Origin of the sequence: Burkholderia sp. JP2-270 (genome assembly GCF_003233675.1) — a bacterium.
Lineage (GTDB): Bacteria > Pseudomonadota > Gammaproteobacteria > Burkholderiales > Burkholderiaceae > Burkholderia > Burkholderia pyrrocinia_C.
In genome coordinates this window covers 1,166,869-1,193,108 of record NZ_CP029824.1, presented here as the reverse complement: position 1 = coordinate 1,193,108, position 26,240 = coordinate 1,166,869, and the positions used below count along the sequence as shown (strand labels likewise).

The following is a 26,240-nucleotide window of genomic DNA, read 5'->3' as shown; positions in this document are numbered from 1 at the left end:
TCACCCGAACAGACCGTGCAGAAACCAGCGCAGCTCGGACTCGCTCGCCCCCCGCTCCCTGAATACCCAGTAGCACGCACCGGCCTCGTCCTGCGCGACGCAGTAATCGCGCGCAGCGAGCTGACCATCGAACCACCCTGCCTCGATCCGTTCCACCGACGACATCATCCTGAGCGGCGTATGAAATACCGGCCGCTCCCCGCGCATCAACAACGGCAGCGGCTCGGCCAGCAGCCACGCGGGACGCGGCGGCACGGCCGGCGGACCAGCGGCCGGCTTGCCGGCCTGCGCATCGAGCGGCAGCCAGCGGTTCGCGGCTTCGGGCCGGTGATCGGCGACGGGCGCCGCGCGCAGCACGTTCTCCGCGCCGAGCCGCGCGACCAGCAGCTCGAACAGCCGCGCGCGCGTCTCGCGCGTGCCGCCCGGCTCGGGAAAAAGATCGTCGACCGGCGGCGCGACCGATTCGACGCGCGTGGCCTTCAGGCGCACCGCGATCACCGCGGCCGGCAACTCGACGCGCGCGAGCCGCTCGCCGAGCAGCCGCATGAAGTGCGCCTCGTCGCGCACGGGTGCGGCGAACGCGAGTTCGAGCGGCGTCGGCGGCACGGCCTGGCGGCCGCGCTCGTGCTCGAGATCGAACGTCAGCGCGGCCAGCGACAGTTGCCGCGCGGCCAGCCAGCCGCAGAGCTGCACGACGAGCCGCCGCGCGGCGAACAGCACGGCTTCCGCGTATTCGACGCGCTCCGGCAATTCGAGCCGCACGTCGAACACGGGCGGCACCGCCATCCACGCAAGCGGCTCGACCGCATCGCCGTACGCGCGATCGAGCGCGGCCAGCAACGCGGGACCGCAGCGGCGCTGCAGCCCCGCGCGCGGCAGGCGGCGCAGATCGGCGAGCGTGCGGCAACCGAGGCCGTCGAACCAGCCCGCATACGGACGCGCATCGGGCAGCAGCACACAGGGCAGTCCGTCGAGCGAGCGGACGAGCGACGCGTGGCCGGCGACGCGGCGCCGGATGCGCGCGCGCGCCGACACGCGCGCGAGCAGCCACGCGCCGCGCCCGGTCGGCGCGGCGGACAGGCGCGCCGCATAACCGAGCGCCGCGAGCGTCGCGCGCACCTGGCGGCACAGCGACGGCAGGCCGCCGAACAGGCGCAGGCTCGGACCGACGTCGACGATCAGCGTGGCTTCGTCGTCGAGCGCGACGCACGGCGAGAAGCGCAGCAACGCGAGCGCGACCGCGCGCAGCGCATCGGCCTCGCGCGCGGGATCGCGTTCGACGAGCTGCGTGTCGGGCGCGAGCGTCAGCACGCCGCCGCGCTTCATGCCCGCGCGCACGCCTTGCCGGCGCGCGGCCGCATCGGCGATCAGCACGACGCCTTGCTCGAGCACCGCGCAGCCGGCACCGCCGGCCGCTGCGTCAGACGGCTGCGGGACGCACACGTCGAGCGGCAGGCGCGGCAGATGGATGCCGAGCAAGACGCGCATAACGACTCTCCACGATGGGCGACGGCAGGTCGAGCACGAGCGGCTCGCCGCGCGCGGGCCCGCGACGCTTGACGATGTCGAGCGACACGCCGCCCGGCACGGGATACAGCGCGACGCGCAGCACGGCCGGCGACGGCTGCCGCGCGACCGACAGCGGGCGCAGCATCACGAACAGCGTGTCGCCCGTGCGCGCGGCCGCGAGATGCAGGCGCCGCAGCGCATCGGGCCGCGCGTCCTGCCAGAGCAGCAGCGCACCGCAACAGCCGGTCCTGAGCGCCTGCTCGGCGGCCCACAACGCATCCGTGCGGCTGCCGGCACGCAGCCACAGCAGCGCGTCGGCCGGCACGCCGAGACTGGCGAGCGCGGTCGCATGCGGCGATTGCGGCGGCGCGACGAGCGCGAGCGGACGCCGGGCGCTGACGGTGCGTGCGAGCGCCGGCGCGAGCAGCCGCATCTCGCCGCAGCCCGGCTGCGCGGCCAGCAGCTCGACGAGCCCGCCGACCGGCCAGCCGCCGCCCGGCAGCTCGGCGGACAGCGGCGCGAAGCCGGTATCGATCGTGCGCGGGCCGCCGCGAGCGAGCTGCGAGCCGCGCCAGAGCGACGGATGAAGGGATTCGGGAGAAATGGAGGATGCGAGCATGACGCCACCCACAACTGTATGGATATACAGTATATGGCAATGTGCTCGCGTCGCACAGCGCCGGTGCGAAACCGGTTTTTGTCAGAGGAAAAACAGGGGGAAAGCCGGCGCGCCCGTCATGTTGCGGCGCGCCGGATCGGGCGCGGCCGGATCGGGCCGCCCGAACGCCCGCCGCCACGGCCATACGGTCCGATGCGACGCACGCAGGCCGAATCGCCCGGCCGGATCGGCACGCCAACCCTCACGCAAACCGGCACGACGCAACACCACATCGCGCCGGCTCGCCGCGTGCCGCCCGTCACGTCAACTCAGCAACAACGCGTCGTCGTCGAGCTGCTCGTGCCGCACCTTCTCGAACATCTGCAGCAGGTCCGGCACGTCGAGCCCCTTGCGCGCGTCGCCCGACACGTCGAGCACGACCTGCCCCTGGTGCAGCATCACCGTGCGGTCGCCGTAGTCGAGCGCCTGCCGCATGCTGTGCGTGACCATCATCGTCGTCAGCCGGCTCTCGGCGACGATGCGCGCGGTCAGTTCCAGCACGAACGCGGCCGTCTTCGGGTCGAGCGCGGCCGTGTGCTCGTCGAGCAGCAGGATCCGCGACGGCCGCAGCGACGCCATCAGCAGGCTCACGGCCTGCCGCTGGCCGCCCGACAGCAGCCCGATCCGGTCGGTCAGCCGGTTCTCGAGGCCGAGATTCAGCAGCCGCAGCTTGTCGCGGAACAGCTCGCGCGACGGACGGTCGAGCGCGGCCCGGAAGCCGCGCCGCACGCCGCGCGCCGTCGCGAGCGCCATGTTCTCCTCGATCGTCAGCGCCTCGCAGGTGCCGGCCATCGGGTCCTGGAACACGCGCGCGACGAGGTGCGCGCGGTCCCACGCGGGCTGGCGCGTGACGTCCGCGCCATCGATCGAGATCCGCCCCGCATCGACGCGCTGGTCGCCGCTGACCGCATTGAGGAAGGTCGACTTGCCGGCACCGTTCGAGCCGATCACCGCGACGAACTGGCCGTCGGGAATCTCGAGCGACAGCCCGCGCAGCGCGCGCGTCTCGATCGGCGTACCGGGATTGAACGTGAGTTTCAGGTCTTGTGCGGACAGCATGTCATGCCCCTCCGTTCTTGCGCGCGAACAGCTTCTTGCGCGTCGCCGGCAGCACCAGCGCGATCGTGACGAGCGCGGCCGTCACGAGGTTCAGGTCCTGCGCCTTCAGGCCGATGAATTCGCTGTTCAGCGCGAGCGCGATGAAGAAGCGGTAGACGATCGCGCCGAGCACGACGGCGAGCGTCGTCAGCACGAGCCGGCGCGCGGGCAGCAGCGTCTCGCCGATGATCACCGCGGCCAGCCCGATCACGATCGTGCCGATCCCCATCGAGATGTCCGCGCCGCCCTGCGTCTGCGCGAACAGTGCGCCGGCGAGCGCGACGAGCGCGTTCGACAGCGCCATCCCGGCAAGCGTCGCGCGGCCGGTCGCGATGCCCTGCGCACGCGCCATCCGCGGGTTCGCGCCGGTCGCGCGCATCGCGAGGCCGAGCTGCGACGAGAAGAACCAGTCGAGGCCGAGCTTCGCGACCACGACGACGATCGCGAGCAGCGCCGGGCGCAGCACGTAGTCGGGCATCCAGTCGGGCTGCAGCACGGTAAACAGCGTCGGCTCGGTGATCAGCGGCACGTTCGGCCGGCCCATGATCCGCAGGTTCACCGAATACAGCGCGATCATCATCAGGATGCTGGCGAGCAGATCCATGATCTTCAGGCGCACGTTGAGCCAGCCCGTGATGAAGCCGGCCAGTGCGCCCGCGACGATCGCGAGCACCGTCGCGGAGAACGGGTCGTGGCCGGCCGAGATCAGCGTCGCGGCGACGGCGCCGCCGAGCGGAAAACTGCCGTCGACGGTGAGGTCGGGGAAGTTGAGGATGCGAAACGAGATCAGCACCCCGAGGGCGACGAGACTGAAGATCAGGCCGATCTCCAGCGCGCCCAGAAACGAGAACAGAGACATGATGGGGAAATCCTGTTGCTTCCCGGCCGGACGTGTACGGCCGGGTGAAGCGAACGGGCGGCCCCGGGTGGGAGCCGCCCGTCCGGCGGTGTCGTTCGGGCCCGGATCGGGCCCGCAAGCGCGGCGGTCGGCCGGCCGCGGCTTACTTGATGACCGTCTTCGCTTCCTTGACGAGATCCGGCGCCAGCGTGACGCCCTGCTTCGCGGCCGCGCCCGTGTTCGCGAACAGCTCGAGGTTGCTGCTCGTCTCCGACGCGATCGCGCCCGGCTTCTCGCCCTTCAGGATGCGCGCGACGACCTTGCCCGTCTGGCGGCCGAGGTCGCCGTAGTTGATGCCGAGCGCCGCGATGCCGCCGCGCTTCACGCTGTCGGTGTCGCCGGCGACGAGCGGGATCTTCGCTTCGTTCGCGACCTTCACGAGCGCTTCGTACGCGGACACGACGTTGTTGTCGGTGTTCGTGTAGATCACGTCGACCTTGCCGATCAGGCTCTTCGCGGCCGGGCCGATGTCGACGGTACGCGGTGCGGCCGCTTCCTTCAGCGTCATCCCCTGCTTCGCGAGGATCTCCTTGAGCTCCTTCACGACGACGACCGAATTCGCCTCGCCCGGGTTGTAGACCATGCCGACCGTCTTCGCATTCGGCACGACGCGCTTGATCAGCGCGACCTGGCGATCGAGCGGCAGCTTGTCGGACACGCCCGTCACGTTGGTGCCCGACGGGCCCCAGCCCTTCACGAGCTGAGCGGCGACCGGATCGGTCACGCCCGAATAGACGACCGGCACGCTCTTCGTCGCCGCGACGACCGACTGCGCGGCCGGCGTCGCGATCGCGACGATCACGTCGGGCTTGTCGCCGACGAACTTGCGCGCGATCTGCGCGGCCGTGCCCGTGTTGCCCTGCGCGCTCTGGTATTCCCACTTGAGCTTGTCGTCGCCGTAGCCTTCCGCCTTCAGTTCGGCGCGCACGCCGTCGCGGATCGCGTCGAGCGCCGGATGGTCGACGATCGACAGCACCTTGACGGTCTGCGCGTGCGCGGCGCCTGCCAGCGCGAGTGCGGCCACGCCGGCCGTGATCGAACGGATCGCGAAAGTCTTGAATCGCTTCATGGGTGAGTCTCCCCCGTATTGTGTCGGTTCTGGATGATGGATTCCCGCCGCCGTCAGGCGGGCGCCGCCGCGCGTAAAACTCGGCGGCGGCCGGCCCGCGCGCCCCCCGGGAAGGTGCGTAGCGGCGAACGCACGAGGATACCATTTCCGCAGACCACCGCCTGACTCCGCGCTTTCGCCCGGCACGCCGGATTGCGCCGCCCGCCGGCGCCCGCGACCGCGCGCGAAGCCCGGCCGGCGGCAGCTCCGGCCGGCATCGGCGCAACGCGTCAGCCGCGTTGACGGCTTTACGTTAAGCTGTCGGCCGATCCAGGCGACACCATCGGAGGGCACATGAAACGGGGAGTCCGTGCAATCGTATTCGCCGCCGTCGCGCTGGCGCTGCCGGGCGCGGCATTCGCGCTGACCGACGGTTATGCGCAATACGACGAGTGCATGCTCGGCGCGCTGCGCGAAAGCCGCAACGGCGCCGCGGCCCAGCTGATCCAGCGCTCCTGCGACGCGCTGTACCGCAACAACGCGATGCTGCTGCCGCGCGAGCGGCGCTTTCACGAGTGCGTCGTGCAGTCGCTGCCGGGCGTGCGCGACAACTATGCGATCCAGCAGATCATGGCGATCTGCTCGCGGCGCGGCGACATGTAGTCCGGCGTTGAACGCGGCGCACCGCGCGGCCGTCCACCGGCCGTGCCAATGAAAAAGGGCCTGCGCGATGCAGGCCCTTTTCGTTCAGCGGTCCGACCGGTGTGCGGCGTTCAGAACGACGCGACCATCGAGCCCTTGAACTGCTTCTTGATGAATTCCCGCACTTCCGGCGACTGGTACGCCTTGACCAGCTTCTTCACCCACGGCTGATCCTTGTCCTTCGCGCGCACGGCGATCAGGTTCGCGTACGGGCTCGTCAGCGCTTCGAGTGCGATCGCGTCCTTGGTCGGCTGCAGGTTCGCGGCCAGCGCGTAGTTCGTGTTGATCACGGCCGCGTCGACGTCCGACAGCACGCGCGGCAGTTGCGCGGCGTCGAGTTCGGAGATCTTCAGCTTCTTCGGGTTCTCGGCGATGTCGAGCACCGTCGCGTTGTTGCCGCCCGTGCCGGCGCCCGACTTCAGCTTGATCACGCCTTGCGTCTGCAGCAGCAGCAGCGCACGGTTCTCGTTCGACGGATCGTTCGGCACCGCGAGCTTCGCGCCTTGCGGCAGGTCCTTCAGCGACTTGAACTTCTTCGAGTACACGCCGATCGGCGAGATGTAGGTCAGGCCCGCGCTGACGATCTTGTAGCCGCGCTGCTTCACCTGGCTGTCGAGGTAGGGCTGGTGCTGGAAGCTGTTCGCGTCGAGGTCGCCCGAATCGAGCGCCGCGTTCGGCTGCACGTAGTCGTTGAACTCGATGACCTTCACGTTCAGGCCTTCCTTCTCCTTCGCGACCTTCTGCACGAGCTGCCACACTTCCGCATCCGGGCCGGCAACCGTGCCGACCTTGATCACCTTGTCCTCGGCGTGCGCGCCCGCCGACAGCGTCAGCGCTGCACCGGCGGCCAGCACGGAAAATACCTTCAGGAGACTGCGACGCTTCATCTGTTTCTCGCTTTCTTGCTTACTGGAAATGGGGCGCGATACGGGTATCCCCCGACTCGCTGGAAGGGGCAAATGGTGTCACAGGATCGGCGGGAAGTGAAATACATCCCGCTCATATGGGTATGCACCGCAGCGGTGCTGGCAGATGTCGCGCGACTTGGCCGTTAGTTGCGTTTTCGCCTGTCGCGCATCGGCCTCGGTCGTACGCGTCATGCCACCACTGCGTCGTCGGCCGCCTTCGTGCCGAACGCGGATTCGGCCGCCCGCTCGCCGGCCCGCCGCGACGATATGCCGCCTGCGCCGCCGACCCGGAACGCGCCGACCGCGTCGCGCAGCCGCGCGGCCTGTTCCTGCAGCGACGCGGCGGCTGCAGCAGCCTCCTCGACGAGCGCCGCGTTCTGCTGCGTCACCTGGTCCATCTGCGTGACCGCGCGCCCGACCTGCGTGATGCCGCTCGCCTGCTCCTCGGACGCGGCCGCGATCTCGCCCATGATGTCGGTCACGCGCGCGACGGCCTGCAGGATTTCGCCCATCGTCGTGCCGGCCTGGCCGACCAGCGTCGAACCGTTGCGCACGCGCTCGACCGAGTCGACGATCAGCGCGCGGATCTCCTTCGCTGCCGTCGCGCTGCGCTGCGCGAGCGAACGCACCTCGCCCGCGACCACCGCGAAGCCGCGGCCCTGCTCGCCCGCGCGCGCGGCCTCGACCGCCGCGTTCAGCGCGAGGATGTTGGTCTGGAATGCGATGCCCTCGATCACGCCGATGATGTCGGCGATCTTGCGCGAGCTGTCGTCGATCTCGCCCATCGTGCCGATCACGCGGTTCACGACGTCGCTCCCCGTGCGCGCGATGTCCGACGCGTTGTTCGCGAGCCCGCTCGCCTGCCGCGCGTTGTCGGCGTTCTGCTTCACCGTCGCGGTCAGCTGCTCCATGCTCGCGGCCGTTTCCTCCAGCGACGCGGCCTGCTCCTCGGTGCGCTGCGACAGGTCGTCGTTGCCGGCCGAGATCTCGCGGCTCGCCGACGCGATCGATTCGGCCGACTGGCGAATCCCGCCGATCGTCGCCTGCAGCCTAGCCTGCATGTCGCGCATCGCGGCCATCATGCTCGTGCGGTCGCCCGCGCGCACGAGCACCGGCTGCGTCAGGTCGCCCTGCGCGATGCGCGTTGCGAGCGCGGCCGCTTCGTCGGGCTCGCCGCCGAGGCTGGCGCGCACGTTGCGGATGATCACCAGCATCGCCGTGCTGATCACGAAGCCGATCACGAACACGACCGCGAGGTGGCCGAGCAGCGTGCGGTAGTAGATGGTGTCGATGTCCTTCAGGAACACGCCGCTCGAGATGTTCCAGTCCCACGGCGCGAAACGCGTGACGTAGCTGATCTTCGGCACGGCGGTTTCGCTGTGCGGCAGCCGCCCGCGATATTCGGCGAAGCCGCTGCCGGTCGCCTTCGCGGCGTTCAGGATCGTGACGAACAGCGGCTTGCCGTCCGGGTCGAGATAGTCGCCGACCTGCGTGCCGACCAGCTTCGGCAGCGTCGGATGCATCAGCACGACCGGCTTCGAATCCATCACGAACACGTAGCCCGAATCGCCGTAGCGCATCGCGGCAAGGCTCGCGAGCGCGTCGCGCTTCGCGTCGGCCTCGGGCAGCGTGCCGCTCTGCGCGAGCGCGTGATACGACTTCACGATGCCGGCCGCCGAGTCGACGAGATTCGCGATGCCGGCCTGGCGTTCGGCGAGCATCGTCGCGCGCGTCTCGTAGGCGCTCCATGCGCCGACGCCCAGCAGACCGATCCATACCAGCGCAAGCGCGAGCCACAGCTTGCGGTTCAAACTCATTCTGCTCATCTGCGTGCCTTTATCGATGTCGATGCACACGATGCGCGCGAACGGCCTGCCGCGCGCAAACGGTTGCCCTTTTATTTACGGCATCGAGGCTTACAACTTGAATACGCGCCGGAGCGCAACGGACGGCCTCGGCGCGACAGCCCGCATCCGCTGTGCTACAAAGACCGGCTGGCCGGCGCGCGACGCGCCGGCGCCATTCCAGGGCCATCCATGTACGTCATCGACATCCACTACACCGCATCGCTCGAGCGCATCGACGACGCGCTCGAACGCCACCGTGCGTATCTGCAGCCGCTGTTCGACAAGGGCATCTTCATCGCGGCGGGGCCGAAGGTGCCGCGCGAAGGCGGCGTGATCCTCGCGGCCCGCATCGATCGCGACGAACTCGACGCGATCCTGAAGACCGACCCGTTCGTCACCGAGGGGCTCGCGACGTATCGCGTGACGGAATTCCGGATCACGCGCGCCGCATCCGGCTTCAACGTGCCTGCGCTGCCGTAACGCGGCACGCGCGCGCCGACGCTCCGCACGGCGGGGCGCATGCAAACGAAAAGGGAAGAGAGACAGCGTGACGGCGCGAGACGGCCGTCACGCGAAACGCCGGGCCGGGCGCCCGGCGGATACCGGTCAGTCGACCAGCAGCTTCAGGTCGTGGACCCACGGGCCGGGGCCCTGGCCGTCGCGCACGAACAGGCGCAGCTTGCCGTCGCGATCGAACACGTAGCTCGCGGCGGTGTGATCCATCGTGTAGCTGCCGGGCGTCTTGCCCGGCACCTTCGCGTAGTACACGCGGAAATCCTTCGTGACCTTCTTCAGCGCCGCTTCGTCGGCCGGCCGCAGGCCGATGAACGACGGATCGAACGCGGGCACGTACTGGCCGAGCAGCGCCGGCGTGTCGCGTTCCGGATCGACGGTGACGAACAGCACCTGCACGCGCTTCGCGGCATCGGGCCCGAGCTGCTTCAGCGCCTCGGACAGTTCGGCCATCGTGGTCGGGCACACGTCCGGGCAGTGCGTATAGCCGAAGAACATTACGACAGCCTTGCCCTTGAAGTCGGCGAGCGTGCGCATCTTGCCGGCCGTATCGGGCAGCGAGAAGTCGTTGCCGAACTGCGTGTTGCCGGTGATGTCGAGATTCTGGAATTTCGGCGCGTTGTCGCATCCGGCGAGCAGCAGCGCTGCCGTGAATGCGCACGCGAGCATCCAGCCTTGGCGCGCGCGGCGCCCGAACCGGGTATGGAGCATTTCGTTCAAACCGTGCGGTTACACGCCGAGCAGCGGGCGTGCATAGTGATCGACGAGCAGCGCGGCGAACAGCAGCGACAGATAGACGATCGAATAGCGGAAGGCCTTGCGGGCGAGTTCGTCCGAGTAGTCGCGGTAGATCTTCCACGCATACGCGAGGAACACCGCGCCGAGCAGCACCGCGCTCGTCAGGTAGACAGCCCCGCTCATCCCGGAGATGAACGGCATCAGCGTGACCGCGAACAGGATCACCGTGTACAGCAGGATGTGCAGCCGCGTGAACTTCTCGCCGTGCGTGACGGGCAGCATCGGCAGCCCCGCGCTCTCGTAATCCTTGCGGCGATAGAGCGCGAGCACCCAGAAATGCGGCGGCGTCCACACGAAGATGATCAGCACGAGGATCCACGCGTCGCCGGGCACCGCGCCGGTGACCGCAGCCCATCCGAGCGCCGGCGGCATCGCGCCCGACGCGCCGCCGATCACGATGTTCTGCGGCGTCATCGGCTTGAGCAGCAGCGTGTAGATCACCGCGTAGCCGACGAACGTCGCGATCGTCAGCCACATCGTCAGCGGGTTCGTGAACGTGTAGAGCGTCCATGCGCCGGCGCTGCCGAGCACGGCCGAGAACACCAGGATCTGCGGCGTCGTGATCTCGCCGCGCGCGGACGGGCGCCATGCGGTACGGCGCATCAACGCGTCGATCTTCTGTTCGACGAGGCAGTTGATCGCGAATGCGGCGCCGGCCAGCAGCCAGATGCCGACCGTGCCGCCGATCAGCACATGCCACGGCACCATGCCCGGCGTCGCGAGGAACATGCCGATCACCGCGCAGAACACCGCGAGCTGCGTGACACGCGGCTTCGTCAGCGCCATGTACTGGGAAAAGCGGCTACCGGGCGATTGGGAGAGGGTGCTTTGCATGGGGGCGGTCACGCCGGGGCGGCGTCGCGCGCAGGCTGCGCGACACGGCCGGGGCGGCTTGAAAGGATGCGAAAGTTTAACATGACGACGAGCAGCAGCAGGATCGCGGCACCGCCGTTGTGCGCGACGGCGACCGGCAGCGGCCACTGCAGCACGATGTTGGTCAGGCCCGTCACGAACTGCAGCAGGACGACCAGCAGCACGCCGTTCGCGGGCCGCCGCAGCGATTCGAAGCGGCGCATCTTCAGCGCGAACGCGACCAGGTACGCGACCACGACGAACGCGAACGTGCGGTGCGTCCAGTGGATCGCGACCAGCGCATCCTGCGTGATCGCGTCGCCGTCCTTCGTCATCCCGAGCGCGCGCCACAGGTGGAAGCCGTGCCCGAAGTCCATCGGCGGAATCCACTGGCCGTTGCAGGTCGGGAAATCGGTACACGCGAGCACCGCATAGTTGGTGCTCACCCAGCCGCCGAGCGCGATCTGCACGACCAGCAGCACGAGCGCCGCGAGCGCGGCCGCGCGATAGCGCCCTGCTTCCGGGTCGTGAGACGGCAGCGGCGTCTGCCGCGCCGCGAGCCAGCCGAGCGTGCCGAGCAGCGCGAGGCCGAGCAGCAGGTGGGTCGTGACGATGACCGGCTGCAGCTTCATCGTGACCGTCCATGCGCCGAACACGCCCTGCACGACGATCAGCAGCAGCAGGCTCGTCGGCCACCACGGCGACACGTGCAGCGGGCGGCGGCGCAGCCGCGCGGCCCACGCGATCACGACCTGCGCGATGATCAGCACGCCGATCGCCATCGCGAAATAGCGGTGGATCATCTCGATCCACGCCTTCGTCATGCTGACGGGGCCGGTCGGCATCGCCTGGTGCGCGGCCGTGATCGCGGCATGCGCGATGAACGGCGACGACGTGCCGTAGCAGCCGGGCCAGTCGGGGCAGCCGAGCCCCGAATCGGTCAGCCGCGTGAAGCCGCCGAACATCACCAGGTCGAGGGTCAGGAACGTGGTGATCCACACGAGCTTGCGGAACTTGTTGTCGTCGGCCTTCACCCACACGTACGACAGCGGCAGCAGCGCGATGCAGAAGCCGATCAGGCCGAGTTGCAGTAGATACGACATCGGAATGGTGCCTCGCTCTCTTGCCTTAACCGATGCTCGACCACTTCAGCAGCTTCGTCACGTCCGCCTTGATCTTGCTGGGATTCGGGTCTTTCGGGAAACGCATCATCAGGTTGCCGTTCGGATCGACCAGATAGATGTGGTCGCTGTCCTTCGTGCCGGCGTCGGCCGGCAGCCATGCGGCCACCGCGGCCGGAGCGGCGACGAGCCGGCGCGTGTCCGGATAGGCTTCCAGCACCTTCTGCGGCATCGCGCCCGCATCGCTGCGCAGCCACACCATCGTGAGCCGGTGCCGTTCGCCGGCCTGCGTGACGCGGATCTGGCGCATGAAATAGAGCTTCTTCGCGCACGCGTCGTCGCACGCGCTGCGGTCCGTCATCACGAACAGCCACACGCCGCGCAGCGACGACAGCGGCACCGTCTTGCCGGTTTCGTCGGTGACCTGCAGATCGGCCGGGATCGGCCGCTGCGGCTCGATCAGCGTGCCGTAGTTCGTCGAACCGCCCTTCGGCTTGATCACGTAATAGGTGAAGTACGACGCGAGCATCGGCGCCGCGCACACGAGACCCAGCAGCACGAGCATCCAGCGGCCGCGCTTGCGGGCCGCCGGCGAGATCGGCGCAGCGGCCGGACCCTGACGGGAAGATTGCATGGACAAATCAGACCTCTCGAAACGAACCCGCGGCGCTTGCGCCGCGTCCTGGCATGGCGCTCACGCGCCGGCCGACTTCTTCGCCGCACGCCGCGCGGCGTACAGGCCGAAGCCGAGCGCAGCCGCCGCCATGGCCCACCACTGAAACATGTAACCGTAATTGCGCTCGACGCCGGTCGTCGCCACCGGCCAGTCGCGCACGAGCTTGTCGCCGCCGTCGCTCGTCTGCTGGATCACGAACGGCTGCAGCGGCAGCCCCGTTTCCTTCGCATACGCGGCGACGTCCAGGTTCTGCCGGATCTTCTGGTGCGCCGCCGAGCCGCCTTCGCCGAGTTCGAACGCACGCGACGCGTCGGCGCGCGCGATGCCCACGATCTCGACGTCGCCCGCGGGCGTCGCGAACGACTCGATCGCCGTGCGATCGGCGATGTTGCGCGGCAGCCAGCCGCGGTTGACGAGCACGACACCGCCGCCCGTGAGTTTAAACGGCATCACGACGTAAAAACCCGGCTGGTCGTTATACGGCCGATTGTCGAGAAACACCGCTTGCTCGGGCAGGAAGCGGCCCTTCGCACGCACGCGATGAAACTCGATCGACGCGAGCGGAATCGGCTGCGCGCCGACCTCGACCGGCGCCGCATGCTCGTAGCGCTCGATGCTCGCCTGCAGCGCTTCCTTCTGGTGCGCGCGGTCGCGCTGCCAGAAACCGAGACGGATCGTGACCGCAACGACGACGAGAATCAGCAGCGCAGGCAGCCAGCGAATCTTCATCGTGCGGCCCGCCGGGCACATTCGCGAAAGCGAAGTGCGATAATTATCCTCTTCCTTTCGAATTGCCGTCGTCCGGTTCGCGTCATGCACATACTCGTTCCCATCGCCTTCGTCCTCATCATCGCCAGCATGGGCTCGGCGCTCTACTTCATGATGCACGACCGCGGCCACACGAAACGCATGGTCTGGTCGCTCGCCACCCGCGTCGGGCTGTCGGTCTCGCTGTTCCTGTTCATCCTGCTCGCGAACTGGATGGGCTGGATCCATTCGACCGGCCTGCCGATCGGGCGTTGACGCATTTGCCCCCGCGGCCCGCTGCAACCGATGTGACCGCTGTGGCATTTCGCCGCACAGCCGCGCCACCAAGTAAAAGCGCCGCCTGACTGAGTCGCGGCGGCGCCAGGGCGGTGTCGGCTCGCAGCCATCCGCTGCGGCGCCAACACCAATGAAAACGGCCCGCGCATTGCTGCGCGGGCCGTTTTTCCATTTACAGCCAGTAGACGACGACGTACAGGCCGAGCCAGACGACGTCGACGAAGTGCCAGTACCACGCGGCGCCTTCGAATGCGAAGTGGTGATCGGGCTTGAAGTGGCCGCGGATCATCCGCACCAGCACCACCGCGAGCATCGTGCCGCCGAGGAACACGTGGAAGCCGTGGAAGCCGGTCAGCAGGAAGAACGTCGAACCGTACACGCCCGAGTTCAGCGTCAGGTTCAGTTCGTTGTACGCGTGGAAGTACTCGAAACCCTGCAGGAACAGGAAGCAGATACCGAACGCGAGCGTCGCGGCCAGCCATGCGATCGCCTTCTTGCGATGATCGTCGCGCAGCGCGTGGTGCGAGATCGTCAGCGTCACGCCCGACGACAGCAGGAACGCCGTGTTGAGCGTCGGGATCGGCCACGGGCCCATCGTCTTGAAGTGACCGGCGAGCGCGGCAGGGCCTTCGTTCGGCCACACGGCGGAGAAGTCCGGCCAGATCAGCTTGTAGTCGAGGCTGCCGAGCTGGTGCAGCGCGATTTCACGCGCATAGAACAGCGCGCCGAAGAACGCGCCGAAGAACATGACTTCGGAGAAGATGAACCAGCTCATGCTCCAGCGGTACGACTTGTCGACGTTCTTGCCGTAATGGCCGCCTTCCGATTCGGCGATCGCGTCGCCGAACCAGTGATACAGCGTGAAGAGCAACCACAGCAGGCCGAGCAGCGCCGTAAACGGCGCCCAGTCGTGACCGTTGATCCACAGCGCCACCGATCCGAGCATGACCAGCAGGCCGACGGCCGCGCTGATCGGATGCTGCGACGGATGCGGCACGAAATAGTACGGGGTCTGGTTTTGACCGCTCATGCTTGATTCTCCACTTCAGTCCAATTTGTGTACCGGAAACCGCTCCGGCTTTATTTCTTGCGCGGCGCGACCGCCACCGCTCTTTCCTGCACGCAGCGCCGCGGCGCTGCGCACTGCATTCTTTCGTGGCCGCGGGCCTCAGCCCACGACGGCACGCACGATCAGGATCAGCACGCCGATGAACACGCCGGCCGCGATCAACGCGACGATCAGCACGTGCAGCGGATTGAGCTGCGTCGCGTCGGCCTCCAGGTCGCGCCGCTTGCGCACCCCGAAGAACGACCACAGCACCGCTTTCACCGCCTGGCCGAACGACCCGCCCCGCTTGCCCTCCGTCATCGCCCCGTCTCCGTCGTCATGCATCCGGCTTCGCCGCGCCCTGCGCCGCGGTACTGCGCGTCGCCGGCGCCGGCGCAGCCGGCGTATTCAGCTCGAAGAACGTGTACGACAGCGTGATCGTCTTCACGTCCTTCGGCAGTTTCGGATCGATCACGAACACCACCGGCATCTTGCGCGACTCGTTCGCGGCCAGCGTCTGCTGCGTGAAGCAAAAGCATTCGATCTTCTTGAAGAACTCCGTCGCCTGCTTCGGCGCGTAGCTCGGAATCGCCTGAGCAACGACCGGCCGGCCCTGCCCGTTCGTCACGTCGTACACGATCGTCGTCAGTTCGCCCGGGTGCACGTCGAGGCTGTTGTGCTCCGGCTTGAAACCGAGCGGGCCGCGCGCGTTCGCATCGAACTCGACCGACACCGTGCGGCTGGTGTCGACCTGCGAGTTCTTCACCTCGCGCTCGCTGACGTCGCGCTGCACCAGGTTGTTGATGCCGGTGATCTGGCAAATCGCCCGATACATCGGGATCAGCGCGAAGCCGAAACCGAACATCAGCCCGGCCACGACGAAGAGCTTCACCAGCATCGAACGATTGAACGCGCGATCGACGGCGCCCTCTTCCGGCTTCGACATACGACAACTTCCTCGCTACTGCGTCAGTTACTGCATCAGTGAGTGGACAGCCACCACTGCTTGATCACGACACCCACAAAAAAAACGGCGGCGATGACGAGCAGGATGAGGCCGAGCCGCTTGTTGCCCGCGCGAATCTGCTCGGGCGTTCGTCTTTCCTGTGGATTCCGGTTCATCTGAAACTTCGGTTCGGCGCCCGCCGCGCCTGCCTGCACGGCAGGCAGCGGCTAAGCGCACTGTGAAACTTACTCGACGTGCGGCGGTTGCTCGAACGTGTGGAACGGAGCCGGGCTCGGCACCGTCCACTCGAGGCCCGTCGCGCCGTCCCACGGCTTGTCCGACGCCTTTTCCAGGTCGCCGCCGCCACGGTAGGCCGGCAGCGCGACCGCGAACAGGAAGTACACCTGCGCGAGGCCGAAGCCGAATGCGCCGATCGTCGCAACCTGGTTGAAGTCCGTGAACTGCGCCGGGTAGTCCGCATAACGACGCGGCATGCCCGCGAGGCCGACGAAGTGCATCGGGAAGAACGTCAGGTTGAAGAAGATCATCGACGCCCAGAAGTGGATCTTGCCGCGCGTCTCGTTGTACATCCAGCCCGTCCACTTCGGCGCCCAGTAGTACCAGCCCGAGAACAGCGCGAACAGCGAGCCGGCCACCAGCACGTAGTGGAAGTGCGCCACCACGAAGTAGGTGCCGTGATACTGGATGTCGAGCGGCGCCATCGCGAGCATCAGGCCCGTCAGGCCGCCGAACGTGAACACGAACAGGAAGCCGATCGCGAACAGCATCGGGGTTTCGAGCGTCATCGAGCCGCGCCACATCGTCGCGAGCCAGTTGAACACCTTCACGCCCGTCGGCACGGCGATCAGCATCGTCGCGTACATGAAGAACAGCTGACCGGTGACCGGCATGCCCGTGGCGAACATGTGGTGCGCCCAGACCATGAACGACAGGATCGCGATCGAAGCCGTCGCGTACACCATCGAGCTATAGCCGAACAGCGTCTTGCGCGAGAACGCCGGGATCACCTGCGACACGATCCCGAACGCCGGCAGAATCATGATGTACACCTCGGGGTGGCCGAAGAACCAGAAGATGTGCTGGTACATCACCGGGTCGCCGCCGCCTGCCGCGTTGAAGAACGACGTGCCGAAGTGGCGGTCGAACAGCACCATCGTGATCGCGCCTGCCAGAACCGGCATCACGGCGATCAGCAGGTAGGCCGTGATCAGCCACGTCCACGCGAACATCGGCATCTTCATCAGCGTCATGCCCGGTGCGCGCATGTTCAGGATCGTCACGACGATGTTGATCCCGCCCATGATCGACGACGCGCCCATGATGTGCACCGCGAAGATCGCGAAGTCCATGCCCGGGCCCATCTGCGTCGACAGCGGCGCGTACAGCGTCCAGCCGGCGGCCGTCGCGCCGCCCGGCGCGAAGAACGAGCCGACCAGCAGCACTGCCGCGACCGGCAGCAGCCAGAAGCTGAAGTTGTTCATCCGCGCGAACGCCATGTCGGACGCGCCGATCTGCAGCGGAATCATCCAGTTCGCGAAGCCGACGAACGCCGGCATGATCGCGCCGAACACCATGATCAGGCCGTGCATCGTCGTGAGTTCGTTGAAGAACTCCGGACGCATGATCTGCAGGCCCGGCTCGAACAGTTCGGCACGGATGCCGAGCGCCATCACGCCGCCCGACAGGAACATGATGAACGAGAACAGCAGGTACAGCGTACCGATGTCCTTGTGGTTGGTGGCGAACAGCCAGCGCCGCCAGCCATGCGGGGTTTCGTGCGCGTGGTCGTCGTGCGCGTGGTCCGCGGCTACGTCGTGCCCGATGCTAGACATGAGAATCTCCTAATGCGAATACGTCGACTAACTCAGCGACACGTCAAGCCGCCGGACCGATCTCGACACGCCGGGCTTCCTTAGCGTCAGCCCCGCCCGTGATCGTTTCCGGCTTTTTCATGATGATGTGGTCTTCCGCCACGCCTGCTGCCTTCAGCGCGTCGCGCACGGCTTGTGCGCGGTGCTTCGCCAGTTCGGCGTTCGCGTCGGCCGAGCCCGTCTTGTCGGTGAAACCCGACAGCGCGAGCTTCGCGTCCGGATGTGCCTTCGCATAGTCGGCCGCGGCGGCGATCGCCGCTTTCGCGTCGGCCGGCAGCACGCTCTTGCCCGTCTCGAAGTAGATCGTCGACAGCGCGGCCGATGCCGACGCTGCCGCCGGCTGCTCGGCTGCGCCCGAAGCGGCTTGCGCCGGTGCCGAAGCCGCTTCGGCCGGCGCCGCTGCGCCTGCCGTGTCTTCCGGCATCTTGCCGTTGCGCGCGTCAGCCACTTGCTTCGGCTGCAGCAGGTCGTTCTTGTGGTTGCCCCACGAATTGCGCTCGTACGTGATGACCGATGCGATGTCGAGGTCCGACAGCGACGCCCACGACGGCATTGCGCCCTTGCCCTGCAGCACGCGCTCGACGTGGCCGGCGATCGGGCCGTTCACGATCGGGCTGCCGTCCATCGCCGGGAATGCGCCGAGGCCCTTGCCGCTCACCTGGTGGCAGGCCGCGCAGTTCGCCTTGTAGACTTCCTCGCCGTGCGCGACGAGTTCGGCCATCGTGTAGACCTTGTTCGGATCGACCGCCGCGCCGGCCAGCTTGGCCTTCTGCGCGGTGACCCACTTCGCGTAGTCGTCTTCCGACAGGACTTCGACCACGACCGGCATGTACGCGTGTTCCTTGCCGCACAGCTCGGTACAGAAACCGCGGAAGGTACCGACCTTGTCGGCCTTGAACCACGTGTCGCGCACGAAGCCGGGAATCGCATCCTGCTTCACGCCGAACGCGGGCACGTACCACGAGTGGACGACGTCGTTCGCGGTCGTGATGATGCGGATCTTCTTGTTGACCGGCACGACGAGCGGGTTGTCGACTTCCTGCAGATAGGTGTCGGTGATCGGCTTCTTGCCCATCACTTCGTCGCGCGGGGTGGTCAGCGTCGACAGGAAGCCGATGCCCTCGCCCGGGCCCTTCACGTAGTCGTAGCCCCACTTCCACTGGTAGCCGGTGACCTTGATCGTGAGATCGGCGTTCGTCGTGTCCTTCATCGCGACGACGGCCTTCGTCGCCGGCAGCGCCATCAGCACGACGATGACGAACGGCACGATCGTCCAGATGATCTCGACGGTCGTGCTTTCATGGAAATTGGCGGCCTTGTGGCCTTTGGATTTGCGGTGCGCGAAGATCGAATAGAACATCACGCCGAACACGCCGACGAAGATCACCGTACACAGGATCAGCATCATCGTGTGGAGATCGTAGAGCTCCTCGGCGATCTTCGTGACCGGCGGCTGAAAGTTGATCTCGTTGACGCGGGGGCCGCCCGGGCTATCACCGACCGCCAGGGCGGCACCGGCAAAGAGCAATCCGCTGCATGCCAGCACGCCCGTGAGGGCTCGCTTGATTGTTTTCATAGCATCCTTACCCAAAATTTCCATTCAAACCCTCCCCGTCGCAAGCCGCCGGCCTGTTCCCGGCCGGTGCCCGCGCCTCGTCAGCCGCAGCGCCTGAGCGACATGCGCAGTTCGTCGGCGAACTGCGCACGCTTGTACTGCGCGAGATGCTGCCCGATTACGACGGTCTGCCCGCGCGATACCAGCCGAATCGGATCGCGTGGCGTCGCGCCCGGCTCGACCCGCACCCAGCGCGGGTTGAATTCGATCTGCGTGAACCGCTCCGCATCCATCCGCTCGATCACGAGCCGGTGCGGGAACAGCCTGATGCGTTCGTAATCGACCGCATGGCGAGCATAGATCGCGAATGCGACACCCACAGCCAGCAACTCGATTCCGGTGAAGGGCATGACGAGCCAAGCCCCCCGCCACATCAGCAACGTCGCGATCACCAGCGAGAAGCCTGCGAGCGACGCGTAAAACAGCACGAACTGGCGCGGCGACGCCGAACAGTTGCGTTTCATGAGCCAGTCTTCGAGGACCGGCTCGCCGTTCGTCGTCTCCGCCAAAACCCTCGCTGCTTCCATCGCCGCCTCACGCGAATGGCATGCGATGCATGCCTGCATCGGACTCGTCGCCCCGTATTGCGGGGACCCCGGGACGACAAGCTGACGCATTATAGGCGGGTTCAATGGCATCCACAAGCAAGCGCCTATCGCCCCGCAAGCCAAGCGCGACAAGCTTTCCGGCCATTTTTGGCGCCACTTCGCCCCCGCTTTGCGCCGCTAATTTCAGACATAACAAAACCCCTCTTTACCGCTTTACCGATTCTTCGGACGCCCCTTTCCGATGTCCTCGATGCGCACGATCCCGTGCCCTTCGGCGGTCGTGCGCGGCACGGCCTTCCATGCGTGGCCGTAGATCACCTCGAAGGTCAGCGCAATCGTGCCGTCCGCGCGCCGGCGCGCTTCCAGCGCGTCGCCGAGCGTCGCGCGAAAGCGCCGCGTCGCGCGCTGCGGCGCCGCCCGCTCGAACGGATAGGCGCCCCAGCGGCGCACGTCGGCCAGCAGGGAATCGGGGGATTTGTACGTGACGGTCAGCACTTCCTGGTCCATCACGGGAATCTCGAAGCCGCTCTCGACGAGCATGTCGCCGAGGTCGTGCATGTCGACGAAATCGATCACGCGCGCGGCGGGAGGCGCGATGCCGAGCGCCGCTTCGGCGTCCGCGCAGGCCGCGCGCAGCTCGCGCAGCGTGTCGGGGCCGAGCGTGCTGAACATCAGCAGCCCGTTCACGCGCAGCACGCGCTGCCACTCGGGCAGCACCGCGTCGGGGCGCGAATGCCAGTGGAGCGCGAGATTCGACCAGATCAGGTCGAACGCGCCGCCCGGGAACGGCAGCGCGGCGAAGTCGGCCTGCGCGACGCGCGGGCCGCGCTGGCCCAGCGCCCGGCCGAGCGAGGCCGGCAGCCAGCGGCGCCAGCTCGCCTGCTCGACCTCGCGCTGACCGGCCCGCGCAAGCATCGCGCCGGACAGGTCGACGCCGAATACGGGCGCTTCAGGAAAGCGCGCGCGCAGCGCCGGAAGATCGTCGCCCGGGCCGCAGCCCGCATCGAGCACGGCCGTGGGGCTCACCTTGATGTATTCGAGACGCTCGTTCATCCGCTGCGCGATCTCGCGCGGCAGGAACGCGACCGCGTCGAACGTGGCGGCACGGCGATCGAAGATCCGCCGCAGGCGCCTGGCGTCATTGGCCGGACGGCCGGTTGAAGTCGAAGCTGGGGACATGTCGGGCACACTGGCGAAGAGCCCGAAGTATACTCGCTCGCCCCGCAGGCTTCATCGAGACGGGGCCGCCAGGAGTGTTCGCGATGATCCGCAGTTCCGCTCCGCGCACGATGCGCGTCGTTTTGTCGCAGGTTCGCGCGCTGGCCGCGTGCGTCGCCTCGGTCGCGCTGCCGAATCGCTGCGCGCTGTGCGGCAATTTGTCACACGCCGTGATTTGCATTGCCTGCGACGCCGCGTACTGGAATGAAGCGCGGCTGCGCTGCGACGTCTGCGCGCTGCCGCTGGGTGTCGGCCAACCGCGTTCGCGCCCGCTCCGTGGCGGGCAAGCCGGCGCCGGCCGCGCGGCCGCGTATCGGTGCGACGCGTGCCGCACCGCGATGCCGCCGTTCGATGCGACACTCGCGCTCGCGGATTACCGCGCGCCGCTCGACGGGCTCGCGCGCAGCCTGAAGTTTCATGCGCGGCTCGCGCTCGGCGCCGAATTCGCGGCCCGGCTCGCCCGGCTCGTCGACGATACGCGCGGCACCGGCGGCTTCGACCTGATCGCGCCGGTGCCGCTGTCGCACCGGCGGCTCGTCGGGCGCGGCTACAACCAGGCATGGGCGATCGCGCGGCCGCTCGCGCGCCGGCTCGGCGTGCGCGCGGATGCGGCACTGCTCGCGCGCGTCGCCGACACCGCGCCGCAGTCGCGGCTCGCCCTGCGCGCGCGGCGCAACAACGTGATGTCGGCGTTCTCGGTTGCCGGCGACGTCGCGGGCCGCCACGTCGCGCTCGTCGACGACGTGATGACGTCCGGCGCGACGCTCGCGGCCGCCGCGCACGCACTGAAGGCGGCGGGCGCCGCGCGCGTGACGAATCTGGTTGCGCTGCGCACTGCCAGGGATTAATTAAATAGAGAGGCCGGCCGCCCAAGCGCGGCCGCGGCCGTCACGAACCGGCCGGCCGGGAACGAGCGCGCGTTGCTCCGCCCCGGCCGGCCCAGCCAAACCGAAACATGTTCAACGTCGTCCTCGTCGCTCCCGAAATTCCGCCGAACACCGGCAACGTGATCCGCCTGTGCGCCAACACCGGCGCGCACCTGCACCTGATCGAGCCGCTCGGCTTCCCGCTCGACGACGCACGGATGCGCCGCGCCGGCCTCGACTATCACGAATATGCGCAGATGCGCGTGCACCGCGACTGGGACGCATTCGTCGCGGCCGAATCGCCCGATCCCGCACGGATGTTCGCGTTCACGACACGCGGCTCGGGCCGCTTCCACGATCATGCGTTCCTGCCGGGCGACTGGTTCGTGTTCGGCTCGGAGACGCGCGGCCTGCCCACCGAGCTGCTCGAACGCTTCCCGAACGAACAGCGCGTGCGCCTGCCGATGCGGCCGGACAACCGCAGCCTGAACCTGTCGAACACGGTCGCGGTGGTCGTGTTCGAGGCATGGCGCCAGGCCGGCTTCGAAGGCGGCGCATGATGCGTGCGCGGCGCCGGCTGCGTCAGGCCCGCGCGAGCCGCGCGCGATACAGGTCGTAGATGTCGGAGGAAAAGCACGCGAACACCACGCGTGCGAGGCTCGGCGCCTGTGGCAGCATTTCGACGACGGTGCCGACTGCAATGTCGACGGCCTCGCCGGCCGGATAGCGGTAGATGCCGCAGCTGATCGCCGGGAACGCGATCGACGTCGCGGCCACCTCTTCGGCCAGCTCGATCGCGCGCCGGTAGCACGATGCGAGCAGGTCGGGCTCGCCGCGACCGCCGCCGTGCCACACCGGCCCGACCGCATGGATCACGTAGCGCGCCGGCAGCCCGTGGCCGCGCGTGAGCTTCGCGTCGCCCGTATCGCAGCCGCCGAGCGTGCGGCACTCGGCGAACAGGCCGGGGCCGGCCGCGCGGTGAATCGCGCCGTCGACGCCGCCCCCGCCGAGCAGCGAGCCGTTCGCGGCGTTGACGATCGCGTCGACATCGAGCGTCGTGATGTCGACGAGTTGCGCGTCGAGCGTGGTGGAACGGATCTGCAGCATGACGACCTCCCGAAACGCCGGACACCGTTCAAGCGTAGTGCGCTTTGGCGCCGCGCGCCTGGCGCGACCGCGCCGGGTGGCGCCCGGCCGCGCTACTCGGCGCGCGCGTCGCGCCGCAGCAGGCCGCTGACGGCGTCGCGCGGCGCGATGCCGTCGAACAGCACGCCGCACACGGCTTCGGTAATCGGCATTTCGATCGATTGCGCGTGCGCGATCGCCAGCACGGCCTGCGCGCAGCGCACGCCTTCGGCCACGTGGCCGAGCGCACCGAGGATGTCGTTCAGCGTGCGGCCGGCCGCCAGTTGCAGGCCGACCGTGCGGTTGCGCGACAGGTCGCCCGTCGCGGTGAGGATCAGGTCGCCGAGGCCCGTGAGGCCGGTGAAGGTTTCCGCGCGGCCGCCGAGCGCGACGCCGAGCCGCGACATTTCGGCGAGGCCGCGCGTGATCAGCGCGGCGCGCGCGTTCAGCCCGAGGCCGAGGCCGTCGGAAATGCCGGTCGCGATCGCGAGCACGTTCTTCACCGCGCCGCCGACCTCGACGCCGACCACGTCGTCGCCCGTATAGATGCGCATCGCGCCGTGATGGAACGCGGCGAGCGTGCGCTCGCGGCATGCGGCGGACGCGCTCGCCACCGTCAGCGCGACGGGCAGCGACTGTCCGACTTCGCGCGCAAAGCTCGGCCCCGACAGCACGCCGTTGCTGCGCTGTTCGGGCAGCTCGGCCGCGATCACCTGATGCGGCAGCAGATGCGTGTCGGCCTCGAAGCCCTTGCAGACCCAGACGATGTGCGCGGGCACGCAGCCTGCGTCGCGCATCGCGCGGCACAGCGTGCGCAGCCCGGCCACGGGCGCGGCGATCACGCACAGCGCGTCGTCCGCGGCGCCATGCGCGAGCGCGGCGCCGAGATCGGCGTCGTAGCGCAGTGCGTCAGGCAGCGCGATGCCGTCCAGATAGCGGGAATTTTCGTGCCGGGCCTGCAGCCCGGCGATGAGCGCGGCGTCGCGCGCCCACAGAAGCGTATCGTGCCGCGCGGCCAGATGGCCCGCGAGCGCGGTGCCCCAGGCACCGGCGCCGAGAACGGCTACTTTCATACCCAGCACCGGTCCGTGTGAAACGTCAGTTCAGCGTCGTGCCGTTCGGCGCGCCTGCGGCGCCGGCCTGCTGCTGAAGCTGCGCGAGACGCTGCTCGTACAGCGCCTGGAAGTTGATTTCCGCCAGGTGGATCGGCGGGAAGCCCGCGCGCGTGATCGCGTCGGCGATGTTCGAGCGCAGGTACGGGAACAGGATCGTCGGGCAAGCGATGCCGACCAGCGGGTCGAGCTGTTCGTCCGGAATGTTGCGAATGTCGAAAATGCCGGCCTGCTTCGCTTCGATCAGGAACGCGACCTTGTCCTTCACCTTCGCGGTGACGGTACCCGACACGACGACTTCGAACACGCTTTCCGCGAGGCGGTCGGCCTTGACGTCGACTTCGACTTCAACCGACGGCATGTCCTGCTCGAGGAAGATAGCCGGCGAATTCGGCTGCTCGAGCGACATATCCTTCAAGTAGACGCGCTGGATGTTGAAGAACGGTTGGTTTTCGACGTCGGACATGGTGTTTCCCTAAAAGTGGTGACGGAGCGGCCCGGCTTCTCGCCGGCCGCCACGGATGAATCCTGCGCGCCCAAGCCGCGGCGCGGCCGGCGGCCATTCTGCCCTAATCAGGCCGCTTGCAGAAGCGGCGCGAGCCCGCCTTCGCGGTCGAGCTTCGACAGGTCGTCGTAGCCGCCGACGTGCGTGTCGCCGATATAGATCTGCGGCACCGTGCGGCGCCCCGTGCGCGTCATCATTTCCTCGCGGCGCGCCGGATCGCGGTCGATCAGCACCTTTTCGATCTGCTCGACACCGCGCAGCTTCAGCAGGCGCTCGGCCTGCATGCAATACGGACACACCTGCGTGCTGTACATCAAAACCTTGTTCACTTCGCCACTCCTTGTTTGACGACCGGCATCCCGGCCTGCTGCCAGGCAGCCACGCCGCCCTCGAGCACGTGCACCTCGGCATAGCCCGCCGCCTCGACCTCGCGCGCCGCCTTCTGCGACTGCTGGCCATTCTGGCAAACGAGCAGCACCGGCGTGCTCTTGTTCTTCGCGACCTGCGCGATCTTCGCGCCGATCTCGCCCGCCGCGACCTGACGCGCCGACGGCAGGTGGCCGGCGGCGAAATCGGACGCGGCGCGCACATCGATCACGACCGCATTGCGGCGGTTGATGAGTTGGGTGGCCTCCGCGGCCGACAGGCCGCCGCGGCCGCGGCGCAGGGCGGGCCACGCCAGCAGGCCGCCGGATACCAGCAGGATCGCGATGAGGGCCAGGTTCGTGTAATTGGTAAAGAACGTCACGGAATTCCGCCGGAAAAAGAGAAATCGGATGAGGACAATCTTGCCATTATAAAATAACCGCCTTGCGCGATGGCGGGCCCGGGTCGGGTGCCGCGCGACGCGCACCGCTTCCTTCACTACCGACCGCAAGATCCATGTACAAACTCGTTCTCATCCGCCACGGCGAATCGACGTGGAACAAGGAAAACCGCTTCACCGGCTGGGTCGACGTCGACCTGACCGAACAGGGTCGCAACGAAGCCTACCAGGCCGGCGAATTGCTCAAGGAGGCCGGCTACACGTTCGACATCGCGTACACGTCGGTGCTCAAGCGCGCGATCCGCACGCTGTGGCACGTGCAGGACCGGATGGACCTCATGTACCTGCCGGTCGTCCACTCGTGGCGCCTGAACGAGCGCCACTACGGCGCGCTGTCGGGGCTGAACAAGGCGGAAACGGCCGCGAAGTTCGGCGACGACCAGGTGCTCGTCTGGCGCCGCAGCTACGACACGCCGCCGCCCGCGCTCGAACCGACCGACGAGCGCGCGCCGTTCAACGACCCGCGCTATTCGAAGGTGCCGCGCGAGCAGCTGCCGCTCACCGAGTGCCTGAAGGACACGGTCGCGCGCGTGCTGCCGCTGTGGAACGAGTCGATCGCGCCCGCGGTCCGCGCCGGCAAGCAGGTGCTGATCGCCGCGCACGGCAACTCGCTGCGCGCGCTGATCAAGTACCTCGACGGCATCTCGGACAGCGACATCGTCGGCCTGAACATCCCGAACGGCGTGCCGCTCGTGTATGAACTCGACGAGGACCTGAAGCCGATCCAGCACTATTACCTCGGCGACCAGGACGCGATCGCGCAGGCGCAGGCCGCCGTCGCGAAGCAGGGCAAGGCGGGCTGACGCCCGTCGCGCCGGGCGGGCCGCGTCCGGCGCGGCGCGTCCGGCCGGCCCGGCACGCCGCGCG

The 26,240-nt window shown here is 68.0% G+C and carries 31 protein-coding genes; 6 read left to right on the top strand and 25 right to left on the bottom strand.

Annotated elements, in window-relative coordinates; translation table 11 throughout:
* The 5 genes from DM992_RS05740 to DM992_RS05720 form a co-directional block, all read right to left on the bottom strand.
* Nucleotides 1–1,488: a DNA polymerase Y family protein gene (locus DM992_RS05740; protein ID WP_111016057.1), complete on the bottom strand. Its 1,488-nt coding sequence runs from the start codon at nt 1,486–1,488 to the stop codon at nt 1–3.
* Complete coding sequence (gene imuA, locus DM992_RS05735; RefSeq protein ID WP_111016056.1) at nt 1,421–2,128, bottom strand: translesion DNA synthesis-associated protein ImuA; 708 nt, start codon at nt 2,126–2,128, stop codon at nt 1,421–1,423. The genes DM992_RS05740 and imuA overlap by 68 nt, the downstream gene beginning before the upstream one ends.
* A 303-nt stretch (nt 2,129–2,431) precedes the next feature.
* Nucleotides 2,432–3,226, bottom strand: coding sequence for an ABC transporter ATP-binding protein (locus DM992_RS05730; RefSeq protein ID WP_111016055.1), 795 nt, complete (start codon nt 3,224–3,226; stop codon nt 2,432–2,434).
* A gap of 1 nt (nt 3,227) precedes the next feature.
* Nucleotides 3,228–4,124, bottom strand: a complete 897-nt coding sequence (locus DM992_RS05725) for an ABC transporter permease (RefSeq protein ID WP_111016054.1) — start codon at nt 4,122–4,124, stop codon at nt 3,228–3,230.
* Nucleotides 4,125–4,266: 142 nt separating this feature from the next.
* Complete coding sequence (locus DM992_RS05720; RefSeq protein ID WP_111016053.1) at nt 4,267–5,232, bottom strand: ABC transporter substrate-binding protein; 966 nt, start codon at nt 5,230–5,232, stop codon at nt 4,267–4,269.
* Nucleotides 5,233–5,565: 333 nt separating this feature from the next.
* Between DM992_RS05720 and DM992_RS05715 the strand changes: the two genes are divergently transcribed.
* Nucleotides 5,566–5,874, top strand: coding sequence for a VF_A0006 family four-cysteine protein (locus DM992_RS05715; RefSeq protein WP_105393575.1), 309 nt, complete (start codon nt 5,566–5,568; stop codon nt 5,872–5,874).
* A 110-nt stretch (nt 5,875–5,984) separates the two neighbouring features.
* Here the strand turns inward: DM992_RS05715 and DM992_RS05710 are convergent, their stop codons facing one another.
* Nucleotides 5,985–6,800, bottom strand: coding sequence for a MetQ/NlpA family ABC transporter substrate-binding protein (locus DM992_RS05710; RefSeq protein ID WP_034179096.1), 816 nt, complete (start codon nt 6,798–6,800; stop codon nt 5,985–5,987).
* 209 nt (nt 6,801–7,009) lie between these two features.
* Nucleotides 7,010–8,647 (bottom strand): methyl-accepting chemotaxis protein, encoded by a 1,638-nt coding sequence (locus DM992_RS05700; RefSeq protein WP_111017817.1) that lies wholly within the window; start codon nt 8,645–8,647, stop codon nt 7,010–7,012.
* A 210-nt stretch (nt 8,648–8,857) separates the two neighbouring features.
* Here DM992_RS05700 and DM992_RS05695 point away from each other — a divergent pair, with 210 nt between their 5' ends.
* Complete coding sequence (locus DM992_RS05695) at nt 8,858–9,148, top strand: YciI family protein (protein ID WP_034179097.1); 291 nt, start codon at nt 8,858–8,860, stop codon at nt 9,146–9,148.
* 126 nt (nt 9,149–9,274) lie between these two features.
* Here the strand turns inward: DM992_RS05695 and DM992_RS05690 are convergent, their stop codons facing one another.
* From DM992_RS05690 to DM992_RS05670, 5 genes are read right to left on the bottom strand one after another with little or no spacing between them, the layout of a single operon-like run.
* Nucleotides 9,275–9,892, bottom strand: a complete 618-nt coding sequence (locus DM992_RS05690) for an SCO family protein (RefSeq protein ID WP_111016052.1) — start codon at nt 9,890–9,892, stop codon at nt 9,275–9,277.
* A gap of 18 nt (nt 9,893–9,910) precedes the next feature.
* The gene (gene cyoE / locus DM992_RS05685) at nt 9,911–10,813 is read right to left on the bottom strand and encodes a heme o synthase (RefSeq protein ID WP_111016051.1); all 903 of its coding nucleotides are present in this window, start codon (nt 10,811–10,813) and stop codon (nt 9,911–9,913) included.
* Between the two features lie 8 nt (nt 10,814–10,821).
* Nucleotides 10,822–11,934, bottom strand: coding sequence for a COX15/CtaA family protein (locus DM992_RS05680; protein WP_034179100.1), 1,113 nt, complete (start codon nt 11,932–11,934; stop codon nt 10,822–10,824).
* 25 nt (nt 11,935–11,959) lie between these two features.
* Nucleotides 11,960–12,586, bottom strand: a complete 627-nt coding sequence (locus DM992_RS05675) for a cytochrome C oxidase subunit I (RefSeq protein ID WP_111016050.1) — start codon at nt 12,584–12,586, stop codon at nt 11,960–11,962.
* A 60-nt stretch (nt 12,587–12,646) separates the two neighbouring features.
* Nucleotides 12,647–13,357: an SURF1 family protein gene (locus DM992_RS05670; RefSeq protein WP_239511313.1), complete on the bottom strand. Its 711-nt coding sequence runs from the start codon at nt 13,355–13,357 to the stop codon at nt 12,647–12,649.
* Nucleotides 13,358–13,441: 84 nt separating this feature from the next.
* Between DM992_RS05670 and DM992_RS05665 the strand changes: the two genes are divergently transcribed.
* A complete protein-coding gene (locus DM992_RS05665) occupies nt 13,442–13,651 on the top strand; it encodes a twin transmembrane helix small protein (protein WP_034179103.1) in 210 nt (69 codons plus the stop codon).
* A gap of 193 nt (nt 13,652–13,844) precedes the next feature.
* On the opposite strand, the gene DM992_RS05660 is transcribed toward DM992_RS05665, so the two are convergent.
* From DM992_RS05660 to DM992_RS05625, 8 genes are all read right to left on the bottom strand, one after another.
* The gene (locus DM992_RS05660) at nt 13,845–14,702 is read right to left on the bottom strand and encodes a cytochrome c oxidase subunit 3 (protein WP_111016048.1); all 858 of its coding nucleotides are present in this window, start codon (nt 14,700–14,702) and stop codon (nt 13,845–13,847) included.
* Between the two features lie 138 nt (nt 14,703–14,840).
* Nucleotides 14,841–15,041, bottom strand: a complete 201-nt coding sequence (locus tag DM992_RS05655) for a DUF2970 domain-containing protein (RefSeq protein ID WP_047899090.1) — start codon at nt 15,039–15,041, stop codon at nt 14,841–14,843.
* Nucleotides 15,042–15,057: 16 nt separating this feature from the next.
* Complete coding sequence (locus DM992_RS05650; protein ID WP_072437278.1) at nt 15,058–15,666, bottom strand: cytochrome c oxidase assembly protein; 609 nt, start codon at nt 15,664–15,666, stop codon at nt 15,058–15,060.
* 35 nt (nt 15,667–15,701) lie between these two features.
* Nucleotides 15,702–15,842 carry a cytochrome oxidase small assembly protein gene (locus DM992_RS42230; RefSeq protein ID WP_006760728.1) on the bottom strand — a complete coding sequence of 47 codons (141 nt, stop codon included), beginning with the start codon at nt 15,840–15,842 and terminating at the stop codon, nt 15,702–15,704.
* Between the two features lie 69 nt (nt 15,843–15,911).
* On the bottom strand, nt 15,912–17,519 hold the full coding sequence (ctaD, locus tag DM992_RS05640) for a cytochrome c oxidase subunit I (protein ID WP_111016046.1): 1,608 nt from the start codon (nt 17,517–17,519) through the stop codon (nt 15,912–15,914).
* 43 nt (nt 17,520–17,562) lie between these two features.
* Entirely contained in the window at nt 17,563–19,158 is a 1,596-nt protein-coding gene (coxB, locus tag DM992_RS05635) for a cytochrome c oxidase subunit II (protein WP_111016045.1), read from the bottom strand.
* Between the two features lie 56 nt (nt 19,159–19,214).
* A complete protein-coding gene (locus DM992_RS05630) occupies nt 19,215–19,739 on the bottom strand; it encodes a DUF2244 domain-containing protein (RefSeq protein ID WP_111016044.1) in 525 nt (174 codons plus the stop codon).
* Between the two features lie 195 nt (nt 19,740–19,934).
* Nucleotides 19,935–20,900 (bottom strand): methyltransferase domain-containing protein, encoded by a 966-nt coding sequence (locus DM992_RS05625; protein WP_111016043.1) that lies wholly within the window; start codon nt 20,898–20,900, stop codon nt 19,935–19,937.
* An 83-nt stretch (nt 20,901–20,983) separates the two neighbouring features.
* Between DM992_RS05625 and DM992_RS05620 the strand changes: the two genes are divergently transcribed.
* Together DM992_RS05620 and trmL are read left to right on the top strand one after the other, a co-directional pair.
* Nucleotides 20,984–21,787, top strand: a complete 804-nt coding sequence (locus DM992_RS05620) for a phosphoribosyltransferase family protein (protein WP_111017816.1) — start codon at nt 20,984–20,986, stop codon at nt 21,785–21,787.
* A 107-nt stretch (nt 21,788–21,894) separates the two neighbouring features.
* A complete protein-coding gene (gene trmL, locus DM992_RS05615) occupies nt 21,895–22,365 on the top strand; it encodes a tRNA (uridine(34)/cytosine(34)/5-carboxymethylaminomethyluridine(34)-2'-O)-methyltransferase TrmL (RefSeq protein ID WP_111016042.1) in 471 nt (156 codons plus the stop codon).
* Nucleotides 22,366–22,387: 22 nt separating this feature from the next.
* Here the strand turns inward: trmL and DM992_RS05610 are convergent, their stop codons facing one another.
* From DM992_RS05610 to DM992_RS05590, 5 genes are all read right to left on the bottom strand, one after another.
* Entirely contained in the window at nt 22,388–22,912 is a 525-nt protein-coding gene (locus tag DM992_RS05610) for an O-acetyl-ADP-ribose deacetylase (RefSeq protein WP_111016041.1), read from the bottom strand.
* Between the two features lie 92 nt (nt 22,913–23,004).
* Nucleotides 23,005–24,003, bottom strand: coding sequence for an NAD(P)H-dependent glycerol-3-phosphate dehydrogenase (locus tag DM992_RS05605; RefSeq protein ID WP_111016040.1), 999 nt, complete (start codon nt 24,001–24,003; stop codon nt 23,005–23,007).
* A 25-nt stretch (nt 24,004–24,028) separates the two neighbouring features.
* Entirely contained in the window at nt 24,029–24,508 is a 480-nt protein-coding gene (secB, locus tag DM992_RS05600; RefSeq protein ID WP_034179115.1) for a protein-export chaperone SecB, read from the bottom strand.
* A 107-nt stretch (nt 24,509–24,615) separates the two neighbouring features.
* The gene (gene grxC / locus DM992_RS05595) at nt 24,616–24,876 is read right to left on the bottom strand and encodes a glutaredoxin 3 (RefSeq protein ID WP_034179116.1); all 261 of its coding nucleotides are present in this window, start codon (nt 24,874–24,876) and stop codon (nt 24,616–24,618) included.
* Nucleotides 24,873–25,295 (bottom strand): rhodanese-like domain-containing protein, encoded by a 423-nt coding sequence (locus DM992_RS05590; protein ID WP_057926481.1) that lies wholly within the window; start codon nt 25,293–25,295, stop codon nt 24,873–24,875. The genes grxC and DM992_RS05590 overlap by 4 nt, the downstream gene beginning before the upstream one ends.
* A gap of 134 nt (nt 25,296–25,429) precedes the next feature.
* Between DM992_RS05590 and gpmA the strand changes: the two genes are divergently transcribed.
* Entirely contained in the window at nt 25,430–26,176 is a 747-nt protein-coding gene (gene gpmA, locus DM992_RS05585) for a 2,3-diphosphoglycerate-dependent phosphoglycerate mutase (protein ID WP_111016039.1), read from the top strand.
* The last annotated feature ends 64 nt before the right edge of the window (nt 26,177–26,240 follow it).